At 63.8% G+C, this 20,190-nt stretch carries 20 protein-coding genes; 4 read left to right on the forward strand and 16 right to left on the reverse strand.

The window, feature by feature from the left end:
- Positions 1-36 precede the first annotated feature (36 nt).
- The 6 genes from LU682_RS19940 to LU682_RS19965 all read right to left on the reverse strand — a co-directional run bounded on the left by LU682_RS19940 (position 37) and on the right by LU682_RS19965 (position 5,568).
- Positions 37-618, reverse strand: coding sequence for a DinB family protein (locus LU682_RS19940; protein ID WP_010953183.1), 582 nt, complete (start codon positions 616-618; stop codon positions 37-39).
- A 13-nt stretch (positions 619-631) separates the two neighbouring features.
- Positions 632-1,738 carry a cell division protein ZapE gene (zapE, locus tag LU682_RS19945; RefSeq protein WP_010953182.1) on the reverse strand — a complete coding sequence of 369 codons (1,107 nt, stop codon included), beginning with the start codon at positions 1,736-1,738 and terminating at the stop codon, positions 632-634.
- Between the two features lie 41 nt (positions 1,739-1,779).
- On the reverse strand, positions 1,780-2,925 hold the full coding sequence (locus tag LU682_RS19950; RefSeq protein WP_010953181.1) for a PQQ-dependent sugar dehydrogenase: 1,146 nt from the start codon (positions 2,923-2,925) through the stop codon (positions 1,780-1,782).
- Between the two features lie 22 nt (positions 2,926-2,947).
- Positions 2,948-3,265 (reverse strand): hypothetical protein, encoded by a 318-nt coding sequence (locus LU682_RS19955; protein ID WP_010953180.1) that lies wholly within the window; start codon positions 3,263-3,265, stop codon positions 2,948-2,950.
- A gap of 232 nt (positions 3,266-3,497) precedes the next feature.
- On the reverse strand, positions 3,498-4,463 hold the full coding sequence (gene speB / locus LU682_RS19960) for an agmatinase (RefSeq protein ID WP_004576768.1): 966 nt from the start codon (positions 4,461-4,463) through the stop codon (positions 3,498-3,500).
- 25 nt (positions 4,464-4,488) lie between these two features.
- Entirely contained in the window at positions 4,489-5,568 is a 1,080-nt protein-coding gene (locus tag LU682_RS19965; RefSeq protein WP_232857326.1) for an extracellular solute-binding protein, read from the reverse strand.
- Positions 5,569-5,670: 102 nt separating this feature from the next.
- Between LU682_RS19965 and LU682_RS19970 the strand changes: the two genes are divergently transcribed.
- A complete protein-coding gene (locus tag LU682_RS19970) occupies positions 5,671-6,561 on the forward strand; it encodes a LysR family transcriptional regulator (protein WP_010953178.1) in 891 nt (296 codons plus the stop codon).
- Positions 6,562-6,585: 24 nt separating this feature from the next.
- Here LU682_RS19970 and LU682_RS19975 read toward each other — a convergent pair whose 3' ends face one another.
- Positions 6,586-9,012 (reverse strand): TonB-dependent receptor, encoded by a 2,427-nt coding sequence (locus LU682_RS19975; RefSeq protein ID WP_049587505.1) that lies wholly within the window; start codon positions 9,010-9,012, stop codon positions 6,586-6,588.
- Between the two features lie 227 nt (positions 9,013-9,239).
- Positions 9,240-10,364: a sigma-70 family RNA polymerase sigma factor gene (locus LU682_RS19980; RefSeq protein ID WP_010953176.1), complete on the reverse strand. Its 1,125-nt coding sequence runs from the start codon at positions 10,362-10,364 to the stop codon at positions 9,240-9,242.
- Positions 10,365-10,495: 131 nt separating this feature from the next.
- On the opposite strand from LU682_RS19980, the gene LU682_RS19985 reads away from it, so the two are divergent.
- Complete coding sequence (locus LU682_RS19985; RefSeq protein ID WP_010953175.1) at positions 10,496-10,975, forward strand: LEA/WHy family protein; 480 nt, start codon at positions 10,496-10,498, stop codon at positions 10,973-10,975.
- A gap of 20 nt (positions 10,976-10,995) precedes the next feature.
- On the opposite strand, the gene LU682_RS19990 is transcribed toward LU682_RS19985, so the two are convergent.
- Positions 10,996-11,259 carry a hypothetical protein gene (locus LU682_RS19990; protein WP_003248880.1) on the reverse strand — a complete coding sequence of 88 codons (264 nt, stop codon included), beginning with the start codon at positions 11,257-11,259 and terminating at the stop codon, positions 10,996-10,998.
- A 127-nt stretch (positions 11,260-11,386) separates the two neighbouring features.
- On the opposite strand from LU682_RS19990, the gene LU682_RS19995 reads away from it, so the two are divergent.
- The gene (locus LU682_RS19995; protein ID WP_003248878.1) at positions 11,387-11,707 is read left to right on the forward strand and encodes an ElaB/YgaM/YqjD family protein; all 321 of its coding nucleotides are present in this window, start codon (positions 11,387-11,389) and stop codon (positions 11,705-11,707) included.
- A 22-nt stretch (positions 11,708-11,729) separates the two neighbouring features.
- Here the strand turns inward: LU682_RS19995 and LU682_RS20000 are convergent, their stop codons facing one another.
- Positions 11,730-12,347 (reverse strand): MiaE family protein, encoded by a 618-nt coding sequence (locus LU682_RS20000; RefSeq protein ID WP_010953173.1) that lies wholly within the window; start codon positions 12,345-12,347, stop codon positions 11,730-11,732.
- A gap of 154 nt (positions 12,348-12,501) precedes the next feature.
- Here LU682_RS20000 and LU682_RS20005 point away from each other — a divergent pair, with 154 nt between their 5' ends.
- Positions 12,502-13,365 carry a universal stress protein gene (locus LU682_RS20005; RefSeq protein ID WP_010953172.1) on the forward strand — a complete coding sequence of 288 codons (864 nt, stop codon included), beginning with the start codon at positions 12,502-12,504 and terminating at the stop codon, positions 13,363-13,365.
- A gap of 113 nt (positions 13,366-13,478) precedes the next feature.
- Here LU682_RS20005 and LU682_RS20010 read toward each other — a convergent pair whose 3' ends face one another.
- From LU682_RS20010 to LU682_RS20035, 6 genes are all read right to left on the reverse strand, one after another.
- On the reverse strand, positions 13,479-13,682 hold the full coding sequence (locus tag LU682_RS20010; protein WP_010953171.1) for a formate dehydrogenase subunit delta: 204 nt from the start codon (positions 13,680-13,682) through the stop codon (positions 13,479-13,481).
- A complete protein-coding gene (gene fdhF / locus LU682_RS20015; RefSeq protein ID WP_010953170.1) occupies positions 13,679-16,561 on the reverse strand; it encodes a formate dehydrogenase subunit alpha in 2,883 nt (960 codons plus the stop codon). The genes LU682_RS20010 and fdhF overlap by 4 nt, the downstream gene beginning before the upstream one ends.
- Positions 16,558-18,117 carry a formate dehydrogenase beta subunit gene (locus LU682_RS20020; RefSeq protein ID WP_232857315.1) on the reverse strand — a complete coding sequence of 520 codons (1,560 nt, stop codon included), beginning with the start codon at positions 18,115-18,117 and terminating at the stop codon, positions 16,558-16,560. Before LU682_RS20020 ends, fdhF begins: the two co-directional genes overlap by 4 nt.
- Positions 18,111-18,593 (reverse strand): formate dehydrogenase subunit gamma, encoded by a 483-nt coding sequence (locus LU682_RS20025; RefSeq protein WP_010953168.1) that lies wholly within the window; start codon positions 18,591-18,593, stop codon positions 18,111-18,113. The genes LU682_RS20020 and LU682_RS20025 overlap by 7 nt, the downstream gene beginning before the upstream one ends.
- 401 nt (positions 18,594-18,994) lie before the next feature.
- Positions 18,995-19,510 (reverse strand): ProQ/FinO family protein, encoded by a 516-nt coding sequence (locus tag LU682_RS20030; protein ID WP_003248857.1) that lies wholly within the window; start codon positions 19,508-19,510, stop codon positions 18,995-18,997.
- 123 nt (positions 19,511-19,633) lie between these two features.
- On the reverse strand, positions 19,634-20,188 hold the full coding sequence (locus LU682_RS20035; RefSeq protein ID WP_010953167.1) for a helix-turn-helix domain-containing protein: 555 nt from the start codon (positions 20,186-20,188) through the stop codon (positions 19,634-19,636).
- Positions 20,189-20,190: the final 2 nt, after the last annotated feature.

Here is a 20,190-nt window from a genome sequence, read left to right on the forward strand (position 1 = left end):
TACTCTGCACAAGACCGCTGCTGCCACAGGGTGCCATTACACTTTCCAGACCTGCTCTTCTGTCCAGCCCAGCTCGGCAAAGTCGCCCGCCCGCAACTCGGCCTCTTCCTCGCAGAAAAACTCATCCAGCTGTGGTGGCCTGACCGCTGTATCACTGAGCATCGCGTGCACCTGCCCACGGTGATGCACCTGATGTTCGAACAGATGCGCCAGCAAACGCAGCCGCTGCTCGCGCTGCACCCGATCGGGCCGAACGACGCTCACATAGCGGCCAAGGTCGCCATCACTCAGCCCCCGGCAGTAGGCGATCAAACGGTGGTCAGCCTGGGCCTGCTCGGCATGCAGGTCGGTGCAGGTGGCAAACGGCTGTTCCGGGTCGAAAAAGCGTTCGCCGTCGGCATCGGGCTGCTCGCCGCGCTGCTCGCACTCGAGCATATGCAGGTAGAACCAATCCACCGTCAGCAAATGGTTGAGGGTGGCCTTGATCGACGGGAAGAAGCTGCAACGCGGGGCGACGAACTCGTCCTGGGTCAGTTGCAGGCAGGCCTTGTACAGGCGGTGATTGGCCCAGCCATTGTTATAGGCCTGGGTCAGCAGATAATGCGATAACGGCTGCATGGTCGGCTCCTTTTCAGGCGAAGCGTTGCAGTTGCATCTCCCGTAGCCGGCTCAGGGTGCGCTGGTACGGGAACGCCAGATACCCTTGAGTGTAGAGGGCATCGAGCGGCACCTGTGCCTCCAGGTACAACGCCACCCGGCGGTCATAGCATTCGTCGACCAGGGCAATGAAGCGGCGAACCGCATCGTCCTTGGGCGACAGCGCAGGCAGTTCACGGTCGCCCGCCACTACCCTCGCCGCGCCATCTTCGGTGCCACGGGCAATACGCCCCGCCCGCTGCTCCCCGCCCAGCGCCGGAATGCCGGATACCAGAATCGAGGGAAAACGGTCGCACAAGGCCATGAACTCCATGGCCGCCAAGGGTTGATCGCACAGATCGGTGAAACGGCACCAGATAGCCTGCTCACTGCGCCGCACGACGTGAATGTGCCTTGAGCCAATACCCAAGGGCTGATCAGTGCCGGCATCTTCCGGGCTGAGCTGGCGAAACACCTCGCCCAACTGGCTGGCCTGCCCCGCCTCGGCTACCCAATAGCGCTGCCGCGCCTCACCGGGGTGCAGGCGGTGATCCTGCTCGCCTGCTACCGGCAATACCTGCATGTGACGACCAATGGCGGCGATGGCTGGCAGGAACCGCTCGCGGTTGAAGCCATCGCGGTAGAGCTGCTCGGGTGGCTGGTTGGAGGTGGCGACGATCACCACGCCCTGATCGAACAATACCTGGAACAAGCGGCCGAGGATGATCGCATCACCGATGTCGCTGACGAACAATTCATCGAAGCACAGCACGCGGATCTGCCGCGCCAGCTCCCCCGCCAGGGCGAGCAGCGGGTCGGCGGTGCCGTTGAGCTGAAACAGGCGTTGATGCACCCAGGCCATGAAGTGATGAAAGTGCTGGCGCCGGCTCGGTATGCGCAGACACTGGTGGAACTGGTCCATCAGCCAGGTCTTGCCGCGCCCGACCGGGCCCCAGAGGTAGAGGCCCTGGGTGGGGCGGCCCTGCTCAAGGGACTGGAAGCAGGCTTGCAAGGCCTCGACGACGCGGGCCTGGGCAGGGTCAGCAACGTAGCCCCGAGTGCTCAGGGCTTGCTGGTAGAGGGTTTGGGGGTCGAGGGCCATGCCGCATTCTACCCGACTGTCACCCTCGGTGCAGGCGCGCGTCAGTCGGCCAGGCCGACCTTGAGTAGCGCGCCATCCTTGTCATCGGTCAGTACATACAGGTAACCATCTGGCCCCACCCGCACATCACGGATACGCGCCTTCAGGTCACCGAGCAACCGCTCTTCGTGCACCACCTTGTCGCCATCCAGTTGCAAGCGGATCAATTCCTGCGTGGCCAGCGCCCCTATGAACAGATTGTGGTCCCAGGCCTTGAACGTTGGGCTGTCGTAGAAAGCCATACCGCTGATACCCGGTGACTTTTCCCATACATGGTGCGGGTCGACCATGCCGTCCACATGCTCGCCCTTGGCCTCGGGGATGGGCAGCAACGAGTAGTTGATGCCGTGGGTCGCAATCGGCCAACCATAATTCTTGCCAGGCTTTGGGATGTTGATTTCATCCCCTCCGCGCGGGCCGTGTTCGTGGGTCCATAGTTGGCCGGTCCAGGGGTTGAGCGCGGCGCCTTGCTGATTACGGTGGCCGTACGACCAGATCTCCGGGCGCACGTTGTCCTTGCCGACGAAGGGGTTGTCTTTGGGCACTTCGCCGTCCGGCAGAATACGCACGACCTTGCCTTGCAACTTGTCCAGGTCCTGGGCAGTGGGACGTTGGTTGTTCTCGCCCAGGGCGATGAACAGGTAGCCGTCGCGGTCGAACACCAGCCGCGAGCCGAAGTGGTTACCCACCGACAGCTTGGGCTGCTGGCGGAAGATCACGGTGAAATTCTCCAGCCGGGCGCGGTCTTCGGACAGCTGCCCGCGGCCGACTGCAGTACCGGCCTTGCCGTCACTGCCCTCCTCGGCGTAGGACAGGTAGACGGTGCGGTCCTTGCCGAACTCCGGTGACAGCGCCACATCCAGCAAGCCGCCCTGGCCTTCGGCCCAGACCTTGGGTACACCGCTGATCGACGGGCCAACCTTGCCTTCGGCATTGACCAGCCGCAGGTTGCCGGCGCGCTCGGTCACCAGCATGTCCTTGCCACCGGGCAGGAAGGCCAGGGCCCAGGGGTTGCGCAGGCCATCGGCAAGCGTGTCGACGATCAAGGTGCCTTCTTCGCTGGGGAACCGCTGTTCGGCCGCTGCATGCGCCCACAGTGGCAGTAGCGCAGCGGCGGTCAGGGTGGCTAGCCAGTGTGCTCGAAGCATGCCGGATTCCTTTCAAGTGGGCTTAAGGCGCACGTGGGTTGTCGCGCGGTGGCCGGGTGGGTTCCAGGTTCGGTGTTTGCTGCTGACGACGCAGGTTGTCGCCGTTACCGATGCCGCGGTTGTCCAGGGTGGGTGGGCGCTGGTACGGGTCGGTGGACGGGCCACGTACCGGTGGCGCAGCCGGCATGCTGCCTTGACGGCTGTTGGGGTTGGCCCGCTGGATCGGGCTGTTGTAAGGGTTGTTGTTGCCGGCAGCACGTTGCACGGGCTGCTGCGCAGCCGCGTGCGCGGGCAGGCACAAGGCCAGGCCGAGGGCCAGGATGGGCAATGTCGGGGTCATGCTTCACCTCCTGTACGAAAATGCCGCGCCTGGTGGGTTTGATAGCCTAAGGCGCGAGGGGTTCGCGGCAAAAGTGTGAATGCGGGTGGAGATGATTCCTGATGTTTCAGTATGGGCCTCGGAGGGCTGCTTTGCAGCCATTCGCGGGCGCGCCCGCTCCACGGTCACCCACAGATTTCTGGCCCTGTGAGACACGTGTGGGAGCGGGCTTGCCCGCGAATGGCCGCAAAATCTACTGGCCGTTGTCCACCTTGTGCCGCGCCGCATACAGGCACAGCATCTCCATGGCCAGGGTTGCCCCGGCCAACGCGGTGATATCGGCATGGTCATAGGCTGGCGCCACTTCCACCAAGTCCATGCCTACCAGGTTGATGCCACGCAGCCCACCCAGAATCTCCAGCGCCTGCACCGTGCTCAGCCCGCCACACACCGGCGTTCCGGTACCGGGCGCGTAGGCCGGATCGAGGCAGTCGATGTCGAAGGTCAAGTACACCGGCCGCTCGCCCACCCGCTGGCGAATCGCTGCAATCACCGCCTCTGTGCCCTGGCGGTGCACTTGCCTGGCGTCGAGAATGGCAAAGCCCTGGCTGTCGTCATTGGTCGTGCGCAGGCCAATCTGCACCGAGTGGGCGGGGTCAACCAGGCCTTCGCGGGCGGCATGCCAGAACATGGTGCCGTGGTCGATGCGCTTGCCCGCCTCGTCCGGCCAGGTGTCACTGTGCGCATCGAAATGGATCAGCGCCAGCGGGCCATGGCGGCGGGCGTGAGCCTTGAGCAGCGGGTAGCTGATGAAGTGGTCGCCACCAAGGGTCAGCATGGCGCAACCCGCCTGCAGAATGTGCTCGGCATGGGCCTCGATGCTGTCCGGTACCGACTGCGGCGTGCCGCTGTCGAAGGGACAGTCGCCATAGTCGATGACCGCCAGGTGGTCGAACGGGTCGAACGCCCACGGCCAGTGGCGGGCCCAGGCCTGCTGGACCGAGGCAGCACGGATCGCCCGCGGGCCGAAGCGCGCGCCGGGGCGGTTACTGGTGGCCGTGTCGAACGGCACACCGCTGACCACCACATCCACACCGCGCAAGTCGCGGCTGTAGCGGCGGCGGGAGAAACTGACAACACCAGCGTAGGTGCTTTCTGCGGCGGTACCATACAGGCTATCGCGGGTCATGGCCTGGTCATTGCTTGCGGCTTGGTCCACGGTCGGGCTCCTTGATTGTCATGGGCTACTGCCGGCTGCGGAAGGCGGTCCACAGACGGTTGCGTTGGCGCAGGTCGGCCAAGGCCATGCTGCGGTCGGCATACAGACGCTGACGCACCTCGGCCGACGGATAGATATCCGGGTCGTTGCGCACCGCTTCGTCCACCAGCGGCGTGGCAGCCTGGTTGGCATTGGCGAAGAACAGCGTATTGGTCAGCGCTGCCACCGACTCTGGCTTGAGCATGAAGGCGATGAACGCCCATGCGGCCTCGGGGTGCGGGGCGTCCTTGGGGATGACCAGGTTGTCCTGCCATACCAGCGTGCCTTCGCGGGGGATGCGGTAGATCACCTCGAACGGCTTGCCGGCACGCCGGGCCTGGTCGGCGGCCATCGCGGCATCACCGTTGTAGGTCAATGCCAGGCACACGCTGCCATTGGCCAGGTCGTTGATCTGCCGGCCGTTGGCAACGTAGCTGATCGACGGCTGCAGCTGGCTGAGCAGGTTCTGCGCGGCAGCCAGGTCATCCTTGTTCTGGCTGTAAGGGTCCTTGCCCAGGTAGTTCAGGGCTACGCCGATCACCTCCTGGGGCGAGTCAGGCAAAGCGATGCCGCAACCCTTCAGGCGGGTGGCGTACTCGGGCTTGAACAACAGGTCGAGGCTGTCCAGCGGTACATCGCCAAGGCGCTGGCGTACTGCCTCCACATTTACCCCCAGGCCCAGCGTGCCCCAGGTGTACGGCACAGCATGGCGGTTGCCGGGGTCAACCTCGGCCAGTTTGCCCAGCAGGTCCTTGTCGAGGTTGCCATAACCAGGCATGGCCTGAGCGTCCAGCGGTTGCAGGGCATGGGCCTTGAGCGCTCGGGCCAGCACGGTGGATGACGGCACCACCACGTCGTAGCCGCTACCACCGGTCAACAGCTTGGTTTCCAGCACTTCGGGGGTGTCAAAGGTGTCGTACCGCACCTTGTAGCCCGTTTCCTGTTCGAAGCGCTGCAGGGTTTGCGGGGCGACGTAATCGGCCCAGCTGTAGAGGTTGACGACCTTTTCTTCGGCCTGCAGCGGCAGGGCCAGAACCAGAGACAAAAGGCACAACGATCGACGCATGGCGGACACCTCGGTAAATGGGTGGATGCCGCGAGCATGCCAGCCGGGTTACATTGCACCAATGGCAAGTTTGCAAAGCTGACATTCATCAGGAGCAATGTAATGCTCGGACAAGTGCACGATCCCGACCTGCACCTGCTGCGGCTGTTCGTCACTGTAGTCGAGGCAGGTGGCTTCAGCGCCGCTCAAGGCGTGCTGGGCCTGAGCCAGCCCACCATCAGCCAGCGCATGGCGCAACTGGAGGCACGCTTGGGTTACCGCCTGTGCAGCCGCGGCAAGGGTGGTTTTCGCCTGACGGAAAAAGGTGAATTGCTATTGGAGGCGGCGCGTGGGCTACTGCTGAACATCGAGCAGTTTCGCCAGCAGGCCAACGGCGTTGCCGGGCGGCTGCTGGGGACTGTGCGCATAGGCATGGCGGAAAATCAGGACAAGGCGGTGAGCCTGAAACTGGCGGCGGCCATTGCGGCATTTCGCAGGCGAGAGGAATCGGTGCAACTGGAGCTTGTCAGTGCACCGCCGGCGGAGCTGGAACGGCTGTTGCTGGAACAGCGGCTGGACTATGCCATCAGCTATTTTTCCGGCAACCAGGCGGCCTTTGATTACCAGCCCTTGTTCGCGGAACGACAGCGGCTGTATTGCGGCAGGGGGCATGTGCTGTACGGCGAAACGGATGTTGGGCTTGAGCGGTTGCTGGACATGGACCAGGTGCGCCATCCGTACCGTTTTCTCAAAGGGGGCGAACCGTTCCAGAGCAGACGCAGCACGGCAGTGGCGGAGCAGATCGAAAGCGTGCTGACGTTCATTCTGTCTGGGCAGCATATTGGCTACTTGCCATGCCATTGTGCACAGGCCTGGGAGGCCGAGGGGCTGTTATGGGCGCTGGACCCTGAGCTTGATTTTGCGGTGCCGTTCACCCTGGCCCGGCACCGGGCACAGGGGGTTGGCGAGGCAGCCCATGTATTTGCGCAGGATTTGCTGGCGGCGTTTGCCTGAACAGGCCCGTTCAGGCCACCACAATCAGTAAGCCATGCTCCAGCTCAGCGTATAGGTCCGCCCACGCCCCTGGTAGTCATACAGATACGCCGGCCCGTAGGTCGGCGAATAGAACAACGTCGCACGCTGTCCCCATACCGTGCTGTACTGCTTGTCCAGCAGGTTCTGGATACCGGCACTGAAGGTGCCGAAACCGGTGTCCTGGCTGCCCAGCAGGTCGAAGGTGGTGTAGCCGTCAATCTCGTGATCGGCATCGTCCTTCAGGCTGAAGGCATGGTTGGCCTGCAAGCGTGCACTGCGGCCATCGCCCTTCCAGCCGACGAACGCAGTGGCCTTGGACAAAGAGGCATAACGGGCATCGCGCTTGATCCAGCCGCCGTCCTCGGCCTCTTCCTCGGAGCGTGTCATGTGCAATGTGCCGCCAGCTTCCCAGCCGGTCTGGAAGTGCCGGGTCAGTGCACCTTCAAAGCCGAAGTCGCGGCTTTTCTGCTCTTCCACGTCGATGGTCAGCGTTTGCGAATCGACGTTGATGATCTTGTCCGACCAGATGTAGTACAGCGCTGCCTGCGCATCCCAATCCAGGTCGGCATAGCGCCAGCCCAATTCCACCTGGCGGCTCTTGATACCGGCCAACGGGTTATCGGCCACGCTCAGGCCCGGCTTGCCGTAGTACTTGGCCGGGTCAGGCAGGTCGAAGCCTTCGCCATAGTTGCTCCACACCTGGTGGCCGTTCTTGAAGTCGTAGATGGCACCGACGTTGAACAGGTTGACCTGATAGTCGTTACTGCCACCTGGCACACCCTTGAAGTCGCTGACATCAACGTCCATCTGCTGCCGCCGGGCACCACCGGACAATGTCAGGTTGTCGGTGGCATGCCAGTCCAGCTGGGCATACACCGACACACCATCCACCCGGTAGCTGGGGTAGCGGTCGGCCTTGCTGTCTTTTTCCAGCTCCAGGCCACCCGACTCGGACGAGGTCTGGGCGTTGAAGGTGGTCTGCTCGGCGTTGAAGCGCTCGCGGTCCAGGTCAACGCCGTAGGTCAGCTTCAGCGTATCCCACTGTTTGGCAAACAGGCCCTTGAGGCTGGTGACTTCGAAGTTCTGCTGCGAGGCGGCAAAGTACACCCCGCGCGAGCCGGTGGGCGTGGCACGGTTGTAGTACGGGAACGGGTAGAAGTTGTCGTCTTCCTTGCGGTACGAAGCCTGCAAGTAGAAGTCCTGGCCCAGCACGTCGGTGTGGTGGTAATTGGCGTTGAGCAGCAAGCGCCGCGTACGCGGCTCCAGGTCCGATGAATAACCGCTGCGCAGCTCGGCGTCTTCCAGGTCGGATGGCGCGTTGTAGTTCAGGTTGGGGAAGTAGATACCCGTGCTGCCGTGGTTGCCCGAGTCGTAGTACTGGGCCAACAGGTCGAGGCTCTGCTGGTCGTTCAGTTGCAGGCCCAAGGTACCGAGTACGTCGATGGTGCGATTGTACTGCAGGTCGGTCTGGGTGTTGTCGATGAAGATCTGGTCGCCAGCACCATCGTAGAAGGCTTCGTTCTGCTCACCGGAAATACCCAACCGGGCATTGACCCGCTCGTTACCACCGCTGACGGACTGGGCGAAGCGGGTGGCCAGGTCGTCGCTGTTGTTGAAACCGCTGCTGGCCCCCAACTGGGTTTCGAAGCGCGCCGGGCCAGGCTCGCCCTTCTTGGTCACGATGTTGATGATGCCGCCGGTGGCGCCACCGCCGTAGATGGCGCTGGCGCCAGACAGCACTTCGACGCGCTCGACGTTGAACGGCGAAATGCTGTCGAACTGGCGCGACAGGCCGCGGGAGCTGTTCTGGCTGACCCCGTCGATCATCACCAGCACGTTGCGCCCACGCATGTTCTGGCCGTAATTGGTGCGCCCTTCCGGCGCCAGGTCAAGGCCCGGCACCAGCTTGCCGATGGCTTCCTTCAGGCTGACGCCGCTGTCGATCTGCTCGCGCAATTGCTGCTGGTCCACTACCCAGACGGTCCCGGGGATTTCGCTGATGGCGGTGCTGGTGCGCGAGGCTACGCTGACTTCGATCGGCTTGAGGTTGACCGCCTGCGGCGCGGCCTCGGCCTTGCGCAGGGTGACGGTGCGAGCCTCGCTGAACTGCCAGCTCATGCCGCTGCCGGCCAGCAACTGCTGCAGGGCCTGCTCGACACTGTAGTTGCCCTGCAACGCCGGGCTGACCTGGCCGGCGACATCGCCTGTGGTGTACAGCAGGTGCAGGCCGGCCTGGTCGGCGAAAGTGGTCAGCGCCTGGTCCAGCGGTTGGGCTGGCAGGTCGAGCTGGACCTGGCGGGCCTGCATCTGGGTCTGTTCGGCAGCCGTCGCGGCCCCTGCGTGCAGGGGGCCGAGCAACAGGGCCACGGCACTGCAAGACATCAAGGCATGGTGAAAAGAACCGCGACGGCGGTGCAAGGGCTTGAGCATCAGAGGCACGAATGAGCTTCCTGACAAGTCGTAAATGAGAATGGGTTGCTGATCAGTCTCACTACGACGATCTGGCTTGCAGGAACTTGCAGTGCCAAATGGAAAATATTTTTATTTCTGTCCGGCCTCTTCGCGGGCAAGCCCGCTCCTACAACGACTGCGCCCGCCTGAAGATTGTGCGATCTGTGCAGGAACGGGCTTGCCGCTAAGAGGCCGGAACAGGCTGATCAATGCACCACGGCCAACCACGGCAGGTAAGTCACCTTCAGGCCATACCGCTGCTCCAACGTCCGCAACAGGGCCTCAGGTTCATCCAGGTCAAACACCCCGCTCACTTCCATCGCAGCCAGCTTGCTGTCGGACAACACAATGCGCCCATGCCGGTATCGCTCAAGCTCGGTCAGCACCTGCCCCAGCGGCTTGCCGTTGAAGATCAGCTTGCCACGCTGCCAGGCCATCTGCGTGCCGGCATCGGCCGCCACTGCCAGTTCATGTTCACCCACCTTGGCTTCACCGCGAGCCAACACGACGTGGCCATCGCGCTGCACGCTGAAGGTGGCAGCATTGCCCTGCACCCGCGCACCGGCCGTTTCGACCACAAACGGACGTGAATCATCGGCGGTCTCGAACAACGCCTCACCCGCATCGAGTACCACACGCCGTTCATGCTCGCTGAACGCCACGCTCAAGGCACTGGCGCTGTTCAGCGTCACCCGTGTGCCATCTGTCAGGGTAATGACCTGCCGCTCGCCCACGGCGGTGTGGTAATCGGCCAGCAGTATCGGGGCTTGCTGCCAACCCGCCACAGCGGCGACCAGCAACACCACCGAAGCCGCCACACCCGCCTGCTTCAGCCGGCCGCGGCAATGGCGCAAGGCCTGGCCGATATACTTTGCCACCATGCTCTCGGAAACCCCCAGGCGTTGAGCGACCTGCTTCTGGGTCAGGCCCTCGACACGGTTGAGCAACAGCGCCTGGCGGGCATTGTCGGGCAACTGCAGCAGCGCCTGGTCAAGAATCTGCAAACGCTCGCGGGCCAGCAACGCCGCCTCGGGTGCAGGCGCCGGGCAGGCCACCTCACAGGCTCCGTCGCTGTCGTCGTGGCTGGCGGCGATGCGTTGCTCACGGCGCAAAGCGTCAATCGCCAGGTTGCCGGCGACGCGGAAGATGAAACTGCGCGCGTGCAACACCGGCACCGCCTGCTCGTCGATGTTCACCAGCTTCAGGTAGGTTTCCTGCGCCACATCGGCCGCGCGCTGGCGGTCACTCATGCGCCGTGTCAGAAACTGCAGCAGGTCGTCGTAGTGCTCCTGGAAACTTGCCAGCAGGCCCGACATGGGTGAAGTCAGCATGATTGGGGAACAGCCAGTAAGAGAGGTTATCGAGCGTTAATGAGAAACAGTATCTTTCATATGAACCGATACTTTCAACGCCGACGCGCATTTGCCACACTGCCAGCTCCACTCCGGCAAGGTCACAGCCCATGACTGCCCGTCTATACCGCTACACCCGCCTGTTCCTGGTCCTGCTGCTGGCCTGTGGCCTGGGGGCCTGTGCGCTGTTCCAGCCACGCGACCCGGTGAACATCAGCGTGATCGGCATCGAACCACTGCCCGGTCAGGAGCTGGAACTGCGCATGGCGGTGAAAATGCGGGTGCAAAACCCCAATGAGGCGCCGATCGATTACAACGGTATCGCCTTGAACCTGGAAGTGAACGGCCAGCCGCTGGCCACTGGGGTCAGTGACCAGCAGGGGCATATTGGCCGCTACGACGAAGCGGTGATCGTGGTGCCGGTAAGCATCACGGCGTTTTCCTTCCTGCGCCAGGCCTATGGGCTGGGCAAGCTGGATTCGCTGCAGGGTCTACCCTACAAGCTGCGCGGCAAACTGGCCGGCGGGCCGCTGGGGACCGTGCGCTTTACCGATGAAGGCAAGCTGGACCTGCCCAAGGGCACCTACTGACAAGCGCCGGGCGGGTGTGCTCAGCGGTTGGCGCTGGCTGCGGCCATCAGCTTGTTGACTTCGCTGCGCACCATGCTGGCGTATTCAGGCGGCGTCATGCCGTCCAGTTCGGCGCGCACCCACTCGGCCCATTTGCCCTTGCGCCGTGGCTTTTCGGCAATCAGCCGGGCGGCTTCGCCCTTGGCTTTGCCCAGGTTGTTCTGCCACATCTCGAACAGCCGAGCCTTCTCTGCCTCGATCTGCGCCCGTTCCTCGAAGCTCATGTTGGCCAGATTGAAACTCATGAAGTTACCTGCAGGTTTGAAAATGGCCGCTATCTTACACCCAGGCAACCCATCATCGGAAAGCCGCCGCAACTTTCCCGACGTGGCGGCATCCATTGTTCACACCCCCATTGACGAGGACGAGTTCATGGCCCGGAAAAACGCCACGCTGGCTGACAGCGATCAGATCAAGGACCAGGTATTCAGCGAACTGCAATCGCTGATAGAAGAATCGGAAAAACTGCTGAACGACAGTGCCGCCCTGGTGGGCGAAGAAGCCGAGACCCTGCGCGCCCAGGTAAGCCTGAAACTTCGTCAGGCTCGCCAGGCGGCCAGCAACGTGCGCAGCAAGGCGCAACCGGTGGTGGACGCCACCCAGGACTACATCGGCGGCCACCCCTGGCAGACTGTTGCTATTTCTGCCGGCCTCGGGCTGGCGGTAGGCCTGCTACTGGGCCGGCGCAGTTAAGGCCTGCGCCGCCTGGTGCCCATCAGGCGGCCAAAGCCTGCGGGATGCCGCTGTGGAAGCGCAGCTCCTGGTCTGGTGACTGGATCAGCTCCATTTCCGCCGCGCGTACCAGCTCGACGCAGCGAGCGATGTCCGCTTCATCACCGTAGTTGTGCGCCAGTTTCAGGTAGCCCTGGTAGTGGCGCGCTTCGCTTTTCAGCAGCCCGTGGTAGAAGCGGCCCAGCTCTTCATCCAGATGCGGCACCAGCGCGGCAAAACGTTCGCAACTGCGCGCCTCGATGAACGCCCCCACCACCAGCGTATCCACCAACTTGACCGGCTCGTGGGCGCGCACCAGCCGGCGCAACCCCGACGCATAACGCCCTGCCGACACCGGACGCAACGGCACACCGCGGCGTTTCATGAGGCGTAACACCTGTTCGTGGTGCACCAGCTCCTCGCGGGCCAGGCGCGACATCATGTTGATCAGATCCAGGTGAGTGTTGTACTTGGCGATCAGGCTCAAGGCCGTGCTGGCGGCCTTGAACTCGCAGTTCTTGTGGTCGATCAGCAGGGTTTCCTGGTCGGCGAGCGCCGCTTCGATCCAGGCATCTGGCGTCGGGCAGCCAAGAAAGGCGTCGATTTCGGGGATCAGGGACATAAGCGTGCAACCACACAGAACAGGCAGGGTCGGCGATTATACCGGCGGCGGCTGGCGACGCCAGTGACTATGCTTGATGTACATCAAGCGCTGGAGGTGAAAGCGCCGACTATAGTCAGGCACTGGTCGCCATCATCGAAGGGAGTTTACGCCCATGCAAGCCGTCCGCAGCATCCTCGTCGTCCTCGACCCCGCGCACGCCCACAGCCGGGCGCTTACTCGGGCCAAGCTGATTGCCGGCATCACCGGCGCGCGCCTGCACCTGCTGATGTGCGACAAACGGCATGATCACAGTGCGCTGCTGAGCCTGCTGAGCAGCCAGTTGCATGATGACGGCTTCGACAATGTCACCCATGAAGAGGGCTGGCGCGACAACCTGCACGACACCATCATCCATGTACAGCAGGCCGAAGGCTGCGAACTGGTGATCAAGGACCACCGCCCGGACAATCCGCTGAAAAAGGCCCTGCTCACCCCCAGCGACTGGAAGCTGCTGCGCCAATGTCCGTGTGCGGTGCTGATGGTCAAGAGCGAGCGGCCATGGACCGGGGGCAAGATCCTGGCGGCGGTGGACGTGGGCAACCAGGACGAAGACCACCGCCGCCTGCATGCCAGCATCATCGACCACGGCTTCGAGATTGCCAAACTGGCCAAGGGAGAACTGCACGTCATCAGTGCCCACCCGTCGCCGATGCTGTCAGCGTCGGACCCGGCGTTCCAGCTGAGCGATACGATCGAAAAGCGCTACCGTGAAGCGTGCAGCGCGTTCCAGGCTGAATACGGCATCAGGGAAGAATGCCTGCATGTGGCCGAAGGGCCAGCGGATGTGTTGATTCCACATACCGAACAGAAGCTCGATGCCGTGGTGACGGTGATGGGCACGGTGTGCCGCACGGGCATTTCCGGGGCGTTGATTGGTAATACCTCGGAAGTGGTACTGGATGCGCTGCAGGGTGATGTGCTGGTGCTCAAGAGTGAGGAAGCCATCGCCCACCTGGCGGAGCTGGCCCGCGGCTGAGTAGGCAATATGCAGGCCCCTTGTAGGAGCGGGTTCACCCGCGAATGCGTCATTGATTTCAACGCCACATTCGCCGGCAAACCCGCCCCAAGGTTCCGTTGCCGCCCGGGAGTCTAGACCAACGCCTCCCGCACCTTCGGATCAAGCCCCTCCCCCGCATGGGCCTCGCTCCATTCCGCCAGCTGCCGGCGCATCGCCGGCGTCCAGAAGCTCTGCAAATGCTGCCGCACCCCTTGCACCGCCAGCGCCCGGTCGGGCTCGCTGTCGAAGTAATGGGCAATCTGGTTGGCCATCTTGACCAGGTTTTCACTGCTCATCGGCGAACCTCGGCTTTCTCCGCAGTGCGGCGCTCTTTCAGTAGCCGCTGCTGTTCATCACTGAAGTCCTGATAGCGCTTCTGCCATTGCGATGGCTGGAACACTTTCACCACTTCCACTGCCGTCACCTTGTACTCGGGGCAGTTGGTGGCCCAGTCGGAGTTGTCGGTGGTGATCACGTTGGCCCCCGACTCTGGGAAGTGGAAGGTGGTGTACACCACTCCCGGCGCCACCCGCGTACTGACCTTGGCACGCAGCACAGTCTGCCCGGCGCGGCTGCCGATGCCGACCCAGTCACCGTCTTGGATGCCACGGCTTTCAGCGTCGGTCGGGTGGATCTCCAGGCGGTCGGCGTCATGCCAGGCGACGTTGCCGGTACGCCGGGTCTGGGCGCCGACGTTGTACTGGCTGAGAATGCGCCCGGTGGTCAGCAGCAACGGGTAGCGGTTGTTGACCTTTTCGTCGGTGGGCACGTAGCCGGTGAGCATGAAGCGCCCCTTGCCACGCACGAACTGGTCGATGTGCATGGTCGGCGTGCCGTCTGGGGCAGCGTCGTTGCACGGCCACTGCAGGCTGCCATGGCGGTCGAGTTCCGCGTAGCTGATACGACGGAAGGTCGGCGTCAGGCGGGCGATCTCGTCCATGATCTCGGAAGGATGGCGGTAGTTCATCGGGTAGCCCAGGGCGTTGGCCAGGGCCACGGTAGCTTCCCAGTCGGCCTTGCCGGCCAGCGGCTCCATGACCTTGCGCACCCGCGAAATACGCCGCTCGGCGTTGGTGAAGGTGCCGTCCTTTTCCAGGAACGAACTGCCCGGCAGGAACACATGGGCGAACTTGGCAGTTTCGTTGAGGAAGATGTCCTGCACCACCACGCACTCCATGGCCAGCAAGGCCGCGGTGACGTGCTGGGTGTTGGGGTCGCTCTGGGCGATGTCCTCACCCTGGCAGTACAGCGCCTTGAAGCTGCCATCCAGCGCCGCCTCGAACATGTTGGGAATGCGCAGACCCGGGTCGGGCTGCAAGGTCACGCCCCACGCCTGTTCGAACTCGGCGCGCACGCCCTCGTTGGAGACATGCCGGTAGCCGGGCAGCTCGTGGGGGAACGAGCCCATGTCGCACGAGCCCTGCACGTTGTTCTGCCCGCGCAGCGGGTTCACCCCTACCCCTTCACGGCCGATGTTGCCAGTGGCCATGGCCAGGTTGGCGATGCCCATCACTGCGGTACTGCCTTGGCTGTGCTCGGTCACCCCCAGGCCGTAGTAGATGGCCGCGTTGCCGCCGGTGGCATACAGCCGGGCCGCAGCGCGGATCTGCTCGGCGGGCACGCCACAAACCGGGCCGAGCACCTCGGGGGCGTTGTCTGGCAGGCTGACGAAGTCGCGCCAACGGGCGAAGTCTCCGGTTTCGCAGCGGGCATCGATGAAGCTTTGGGCCAGCAGGCCCTCGGTGACGATCACGTGGGCCAGGGCGTTGAGCATGGCCACGTTGGTGCCCGGGCGCAGTTGCAGGTGCAGGTCGGCGCGGGCGTGCGGCGAGTCGACCAGGTCGATACGCCGTGGGTCGATCACGATCAGCCGCGCCCCTTGGCGCAGGCGGCGCTTGAGTTGCGAGCCGAACACCGGGTGCGCATCGGTGGGGTTGGCGCCAATCACCAGCACAACGTCGGCCTGCATCACCGAGTCGAAGCTTTGCGTGCCGGCCGACTCACCCAGGGTCTGCTTCAGGCCATAACCGGTGGGCGAATGGCATACCCGTGCGCAGGTGTCGACGTTGTTGTTACCGAAGGCCGTGCGCACCAGTTTCTGCACCAGATAGGCTTCTTCGTTGGTACAGCGGCTGGAGGTGATACCGCCGATGGAGTCGCGCCCGTATTTGAGCTGGATGCGGCGGAACTCGCTGGCGGCATAGGTCACGGCCTCGTCCCAGCTGACTTCCTGCCACGGGTCTTCCAGGCGCTTGCGGATCATCGGTTTGGTGATGCGGTCCGGGTGGGTGGCATAGCCCCAGGCAAAGCGGCCCTTGACGCAGGCGTGGCCGTGGTTGGCGCCACCGTTCTTGTCCGGGACCATGCGCACCAGCTGGTCACCCTTGATTTCAGCGCGGAACGAGCAGCCAACGCCGCAGTAGGCGCAGGTGGTAATGACCGAACGCTCAGGCTGGCCAAGCTGCACCAGGCTCTTTTCCGTGAGGGTCGCGGTCGGACAGGTCTGCACGCAGGCGCCGCACGACACGCATTCGGACGCAAGGAAGTTTTCGCCACCCGCTGCCGCCACCCGCGATTCGAAACCACGCCCGGTAATGGTCAGGGCGAACGTACCCTGGATGTCCTCGCAGGCGCGCACACAGCGGCTGCAGACGATGCACTTGCTCGGCTCGTAGTCGAAATACGGGTTGGAAACGTCTTTTTTCTCGTCCAGGTGGTTGGCACCGTCATAGCCGTAGCGCACCTCACGCAGGCCCACCTGGCCGGCGACGGTCTGCAGCTCGCAGTTACCGTTGGCCGAACAGGTCAGGCAGTCCAGCGGGTGGTCGGAAATGTACAGCTCCATCACGTTGCGGCGCAGGCCGGCCAGGCGCGGGGTTTCGGTGCGCACCACCATGCCTTCGCTGACTGGCGTGGTGCAGGATGCCGGGTAGCCGCGCATGCCTTCGATTTCCACCATGCACATGCGGCAGGAGCCGAAGGCTTCGAGGCTGTCGGTGGCGCACAGTTTGGGGATGCTGGTGCCCAGCATGGCGGCGGCGCGCATGACCGAGGTGCCAGCAGGCACGCTGATGGCGCGGCCGTCGATGCTCAGGCTGACCTGCACGTCGCTTTCGCGGGCCGGGGTGCCGAGGTCGCTGCTTTTATCAGAAGCGGGGTCGAAGAAATTGATCACTGTGCGGCCTCCGTGGTGGTCAGCCCGAAATCGGCGGGGAAGTACTTGAGCGCGCTGGCCACCGGATAGGCAGTCATACCGCCCATGGCGCACAGCGAACCGTACTGCAGGGTGTCGCACAGGTCGCGCAGCAACAGCGCCTGGTCATGGCGCTCGGTGATGTCGCTGCTGGCGATCAGCCGGTCGACCACTTCCATGCCCCGGGTGGAACCGATACGGCACGGGGTGCACTTGCCGCAGGACTCCTCGGCACAGAACTGCAGGGCGAAACGCGCCATGCTGGCCATGTTCAACGTATCGTCGGCCACCACCACACCGCCGTGGCCGAGCATCGCGCCCACGGCAGCAAACGCTTCATAGTCCAATGGGGTGTCGAAATGGCTGGGAGGTACCCAGGCACCGAGCGGGCCACCGACCTGCGCGGCCTTCAGCGGGCGGCCATTGGCCGTACCACCGCCATAGCCTTCCACCAGCTCGCGCAGGGTCAGGCCGAACGCGCGCTCGACAAGGCCACCCTGGCGAATGTTGCCGGCCAGCTGGAACGGCATGGTGCCCAGCGAGCGACCCATCCCGAAATCGCGATAGAACGCTGCACCCTTGGCCAGAATGATGGGCACCGAAGCCAGGGTAAGCACGTTGTGCACCAGCGTCGGCAGGCCGAAAAGCCCTTGCAGCGCAGGCAGCGGTGGCTTGGCGCGGACGATGCCACGCTTGCCTTCGATGGATTCGAGCAGCGCGGTTTCTTCGCCGCAAATATAGGCACCGGCGCCCACCCGCACCTCCAGGTCGAACGCCTGGCCGCTGCCGGCTACGTCAGCACCCAGGTAGCCAGCGTCACGTGCGATGGCGAAGGCCTGGTCGAGTACCCGGATGGCATCGGGATACTCCGAGCGCACATAGATATAGCCCTTGTCGGCACCCACGGCGAGGCCGGCAATGATCATGCCCTCGATCAGCAGGAAGGGGTCGCCTTCCATCAGCATGCGATCAGCGAACGTGCCCGAGTCACCCTCGTCGGCGTTGCACACCACGTACTTCTGCCCGGCGCCAGCATCACGCACGGTACGCCACTTGATGCCGGCCGGGAACGCCGCACCACCACGGCCACGCAGGCCGGAGTCGAGTACTGCGGCAACCACTTCGGCACCGTCCAGCGCCACAGCGGCCTCCAGGCCTGCGAAACCGCCGTTGGCGCGATAGTCGTCCAGCGACAATGGGCGGGTAATGCCAGCGCGAGCGAACAGCAAGCGTTGCTGGGTCTTGAGATAGGGTATTTCTTCGACCGGCCCCAGTGCCAGCGAGTGGCCACCGGGTTCGCCCGCCAGGGCATCAAGCAGTGATGGCACATCGTGTGGCGTAATCGGGCCGAAACCCAGGCGCCCTTGCGCACTGTCGCACTCGATCAGCGGCTCCAGCCAGTAAAGCCCACGCGAGCTGGTGCGCTGGATGTCCAGCGGCAACTGGCGGCGCTCGGCCTCGCGCAGCAGGGCCTCGGCAACCTGGTCGGCACCCACGGCACGGGCTACCGAATCACAGGGAATATACAGCTTCAGCATGCTGAGTCCTCCCGGCAACCGTTGACCAAGTCCCGCAGGCGCTCAGGGGTGAGGCGCGCGTGCACCTGGCCGTCCAGCTCCAGCGCTGGCGAGCAGGCACAGGCCCCCAGGCAGTAAACAGGGCGCAGGCTGATGGACCCGTCGGCGCTGGTGCCGTGGTCGTCCAGTGCCAACTGTTCACGCAATTGCGCGGCCAGGGCTTCGGCGCCACGGCTCTGGCACGACTCGGCACGGCACAGGCGCAGGGTGTGGCGCGCGGGCGGCGCGGTGCGGAAGTCGTGATAAAAGCTGATTACCCCACGTACTTCAGCCAGGCTGAGGTTCAGGGCATGGGCGATTTCGGGGACCGAGGCATCGGGGATGTAACCTATCTCGTGCTGGACGGCATGCAGGATCGGCAACAGGGCACCGGGGGTGTCCTTGTCGCGGGCCAGAATGCGCTGGATTACAGGCAGGTGGAGCAATTCATCAGGCATACAGCGGACCTCGGCATCACGGACCCTGCCTGATTGTTTTAAGGGGCAGGTTTCCGGCGTGTTCTGCTGCGGCGCACCGTCCACGTCACAGTTGCGTGGTACGGGTGGCCTCCTCGCCCACGGCCGCACGTCTGCGCGCACTGACCCTTGGGCATCCTGCTAGCATGGCACTTGTAGCGCCGAGGGGTTGTATGCGAGCGACCAGGCGCATTCTGAAACCGACGCACGTGATTACGCCCCGGCATCATCTGCCACGGCTTGCCGATCAGGTGGGTCTTGAAACCATCGTTGCATGCACCAGGCTCTCGAAACCGAACCTAGTCCATTGCCGGGCCTGCCAGACGGCAGCCCCGGCAATGGGCTGCCATCCAGCATGGCTACGGGGCAGAACGCGACTGAGCTCAGTCGGTAGACTGCACCGTTGCGGTGTCGGCGGCGGGGGCCGGAGCCTGGGCCTGGGCCTTTGACTTCGCACGATTGCGTCGGTCCTGGCTGCGTTGCCGCGCAGCCTGCTGCTTGGCATGCAGCGCCTGAGCGGCGGTCACAGTACCTGCGGCCTGCCCATTCAGGTCAAGGCGCGGTGCATTCTCCACCATGCTCGCCCAGTATCGAGCGCCCCGGCACCACGTGGAAATGCCCAGCTTGAGCTGTTCGCGGGTCAACCCAAGCAGCTCCAGGTGTTGCTCGGCATCCTTGAAAATGCCCTCCTTGAGCGGCACCTTGGGGGCCGGGTTGACCGGGAAAGCCAAGGGAAAATGCTTCTGCAGTGGCCAGATCGCTGCCACCGCCGGGTCCATCTCACGCGGCTTCGCCTGCGGGGGCGACTTGCGCTTGGGCGGTTTCGCGCTCTCGGCCTTTACCTGCCCTTTTTCCGCCCGCAGGCGGTCTCGTAGCTCAGCTAGTTGTTCAAAACCCATTGTTCATTCACTGCTTCGAAGTTGATTGCGTGGTGCAAGGATACCCCATGCAGCCTGCACATTGCTTGCAGGCCAACTTTCCCGGCTAGCCGAAGCACAACGCGCATGCCCGTGCGACGGCCCTCAGCTGAACACCCAAAGCACGCGTGTGGGCTTGTCGGTCAGGTTGGCGTAACGGAAACGGGCGTGGGGTTGCAACTGAAAACTGTCATTGGCGTGCAGCGTGACCGGCTCAGCATCGCCCAACCACACCGTCAGTTCGCCTTCGAGCACGAAGCAACCCTGCTCCGAGCTGTCGTCCAGGTACTCCTCGCCACTGCTGGCTCCCGGCTGCAAATGGCTGTCGAGCATGGAAAACGCGCCCGTTATGGAGGGCGATGCCAGCACATCGGTGATGCCACCGGCCAGGTGCAGCGTGCGACGCTCGTGCGGGCGGGTCACCCAGTCGAGCTCGCGGGGTTTGTCCAGCTTGTAGAAGTAGGCTGTGGATACACCGAGCTCTTCGCTGATGGCTGTGAGATCGGCCACGGTCGGGCGTGACACGCCGCGTTCGACCTGGGACAGAAAGCCCACCGAACGGCCGATGCGCTGTGCCAGCTCGCCCAGTGTCAGGCCCTTGAACTTGCGCAGGTCGCGAATCAGTACTGCCAGGCCTTCGATTTCTTCGTGCACTTTCATGG

Source organism: Pseudomonas alloputida, from assembly GCF_021283545.2.
Lineage (GTDB): Bacteria > Pseudomonadota > Gammaproteobacteria > Pseudomonadales > Pseudomonadaceae > Aquipseudomonas > Aquipseudomonas alloputida.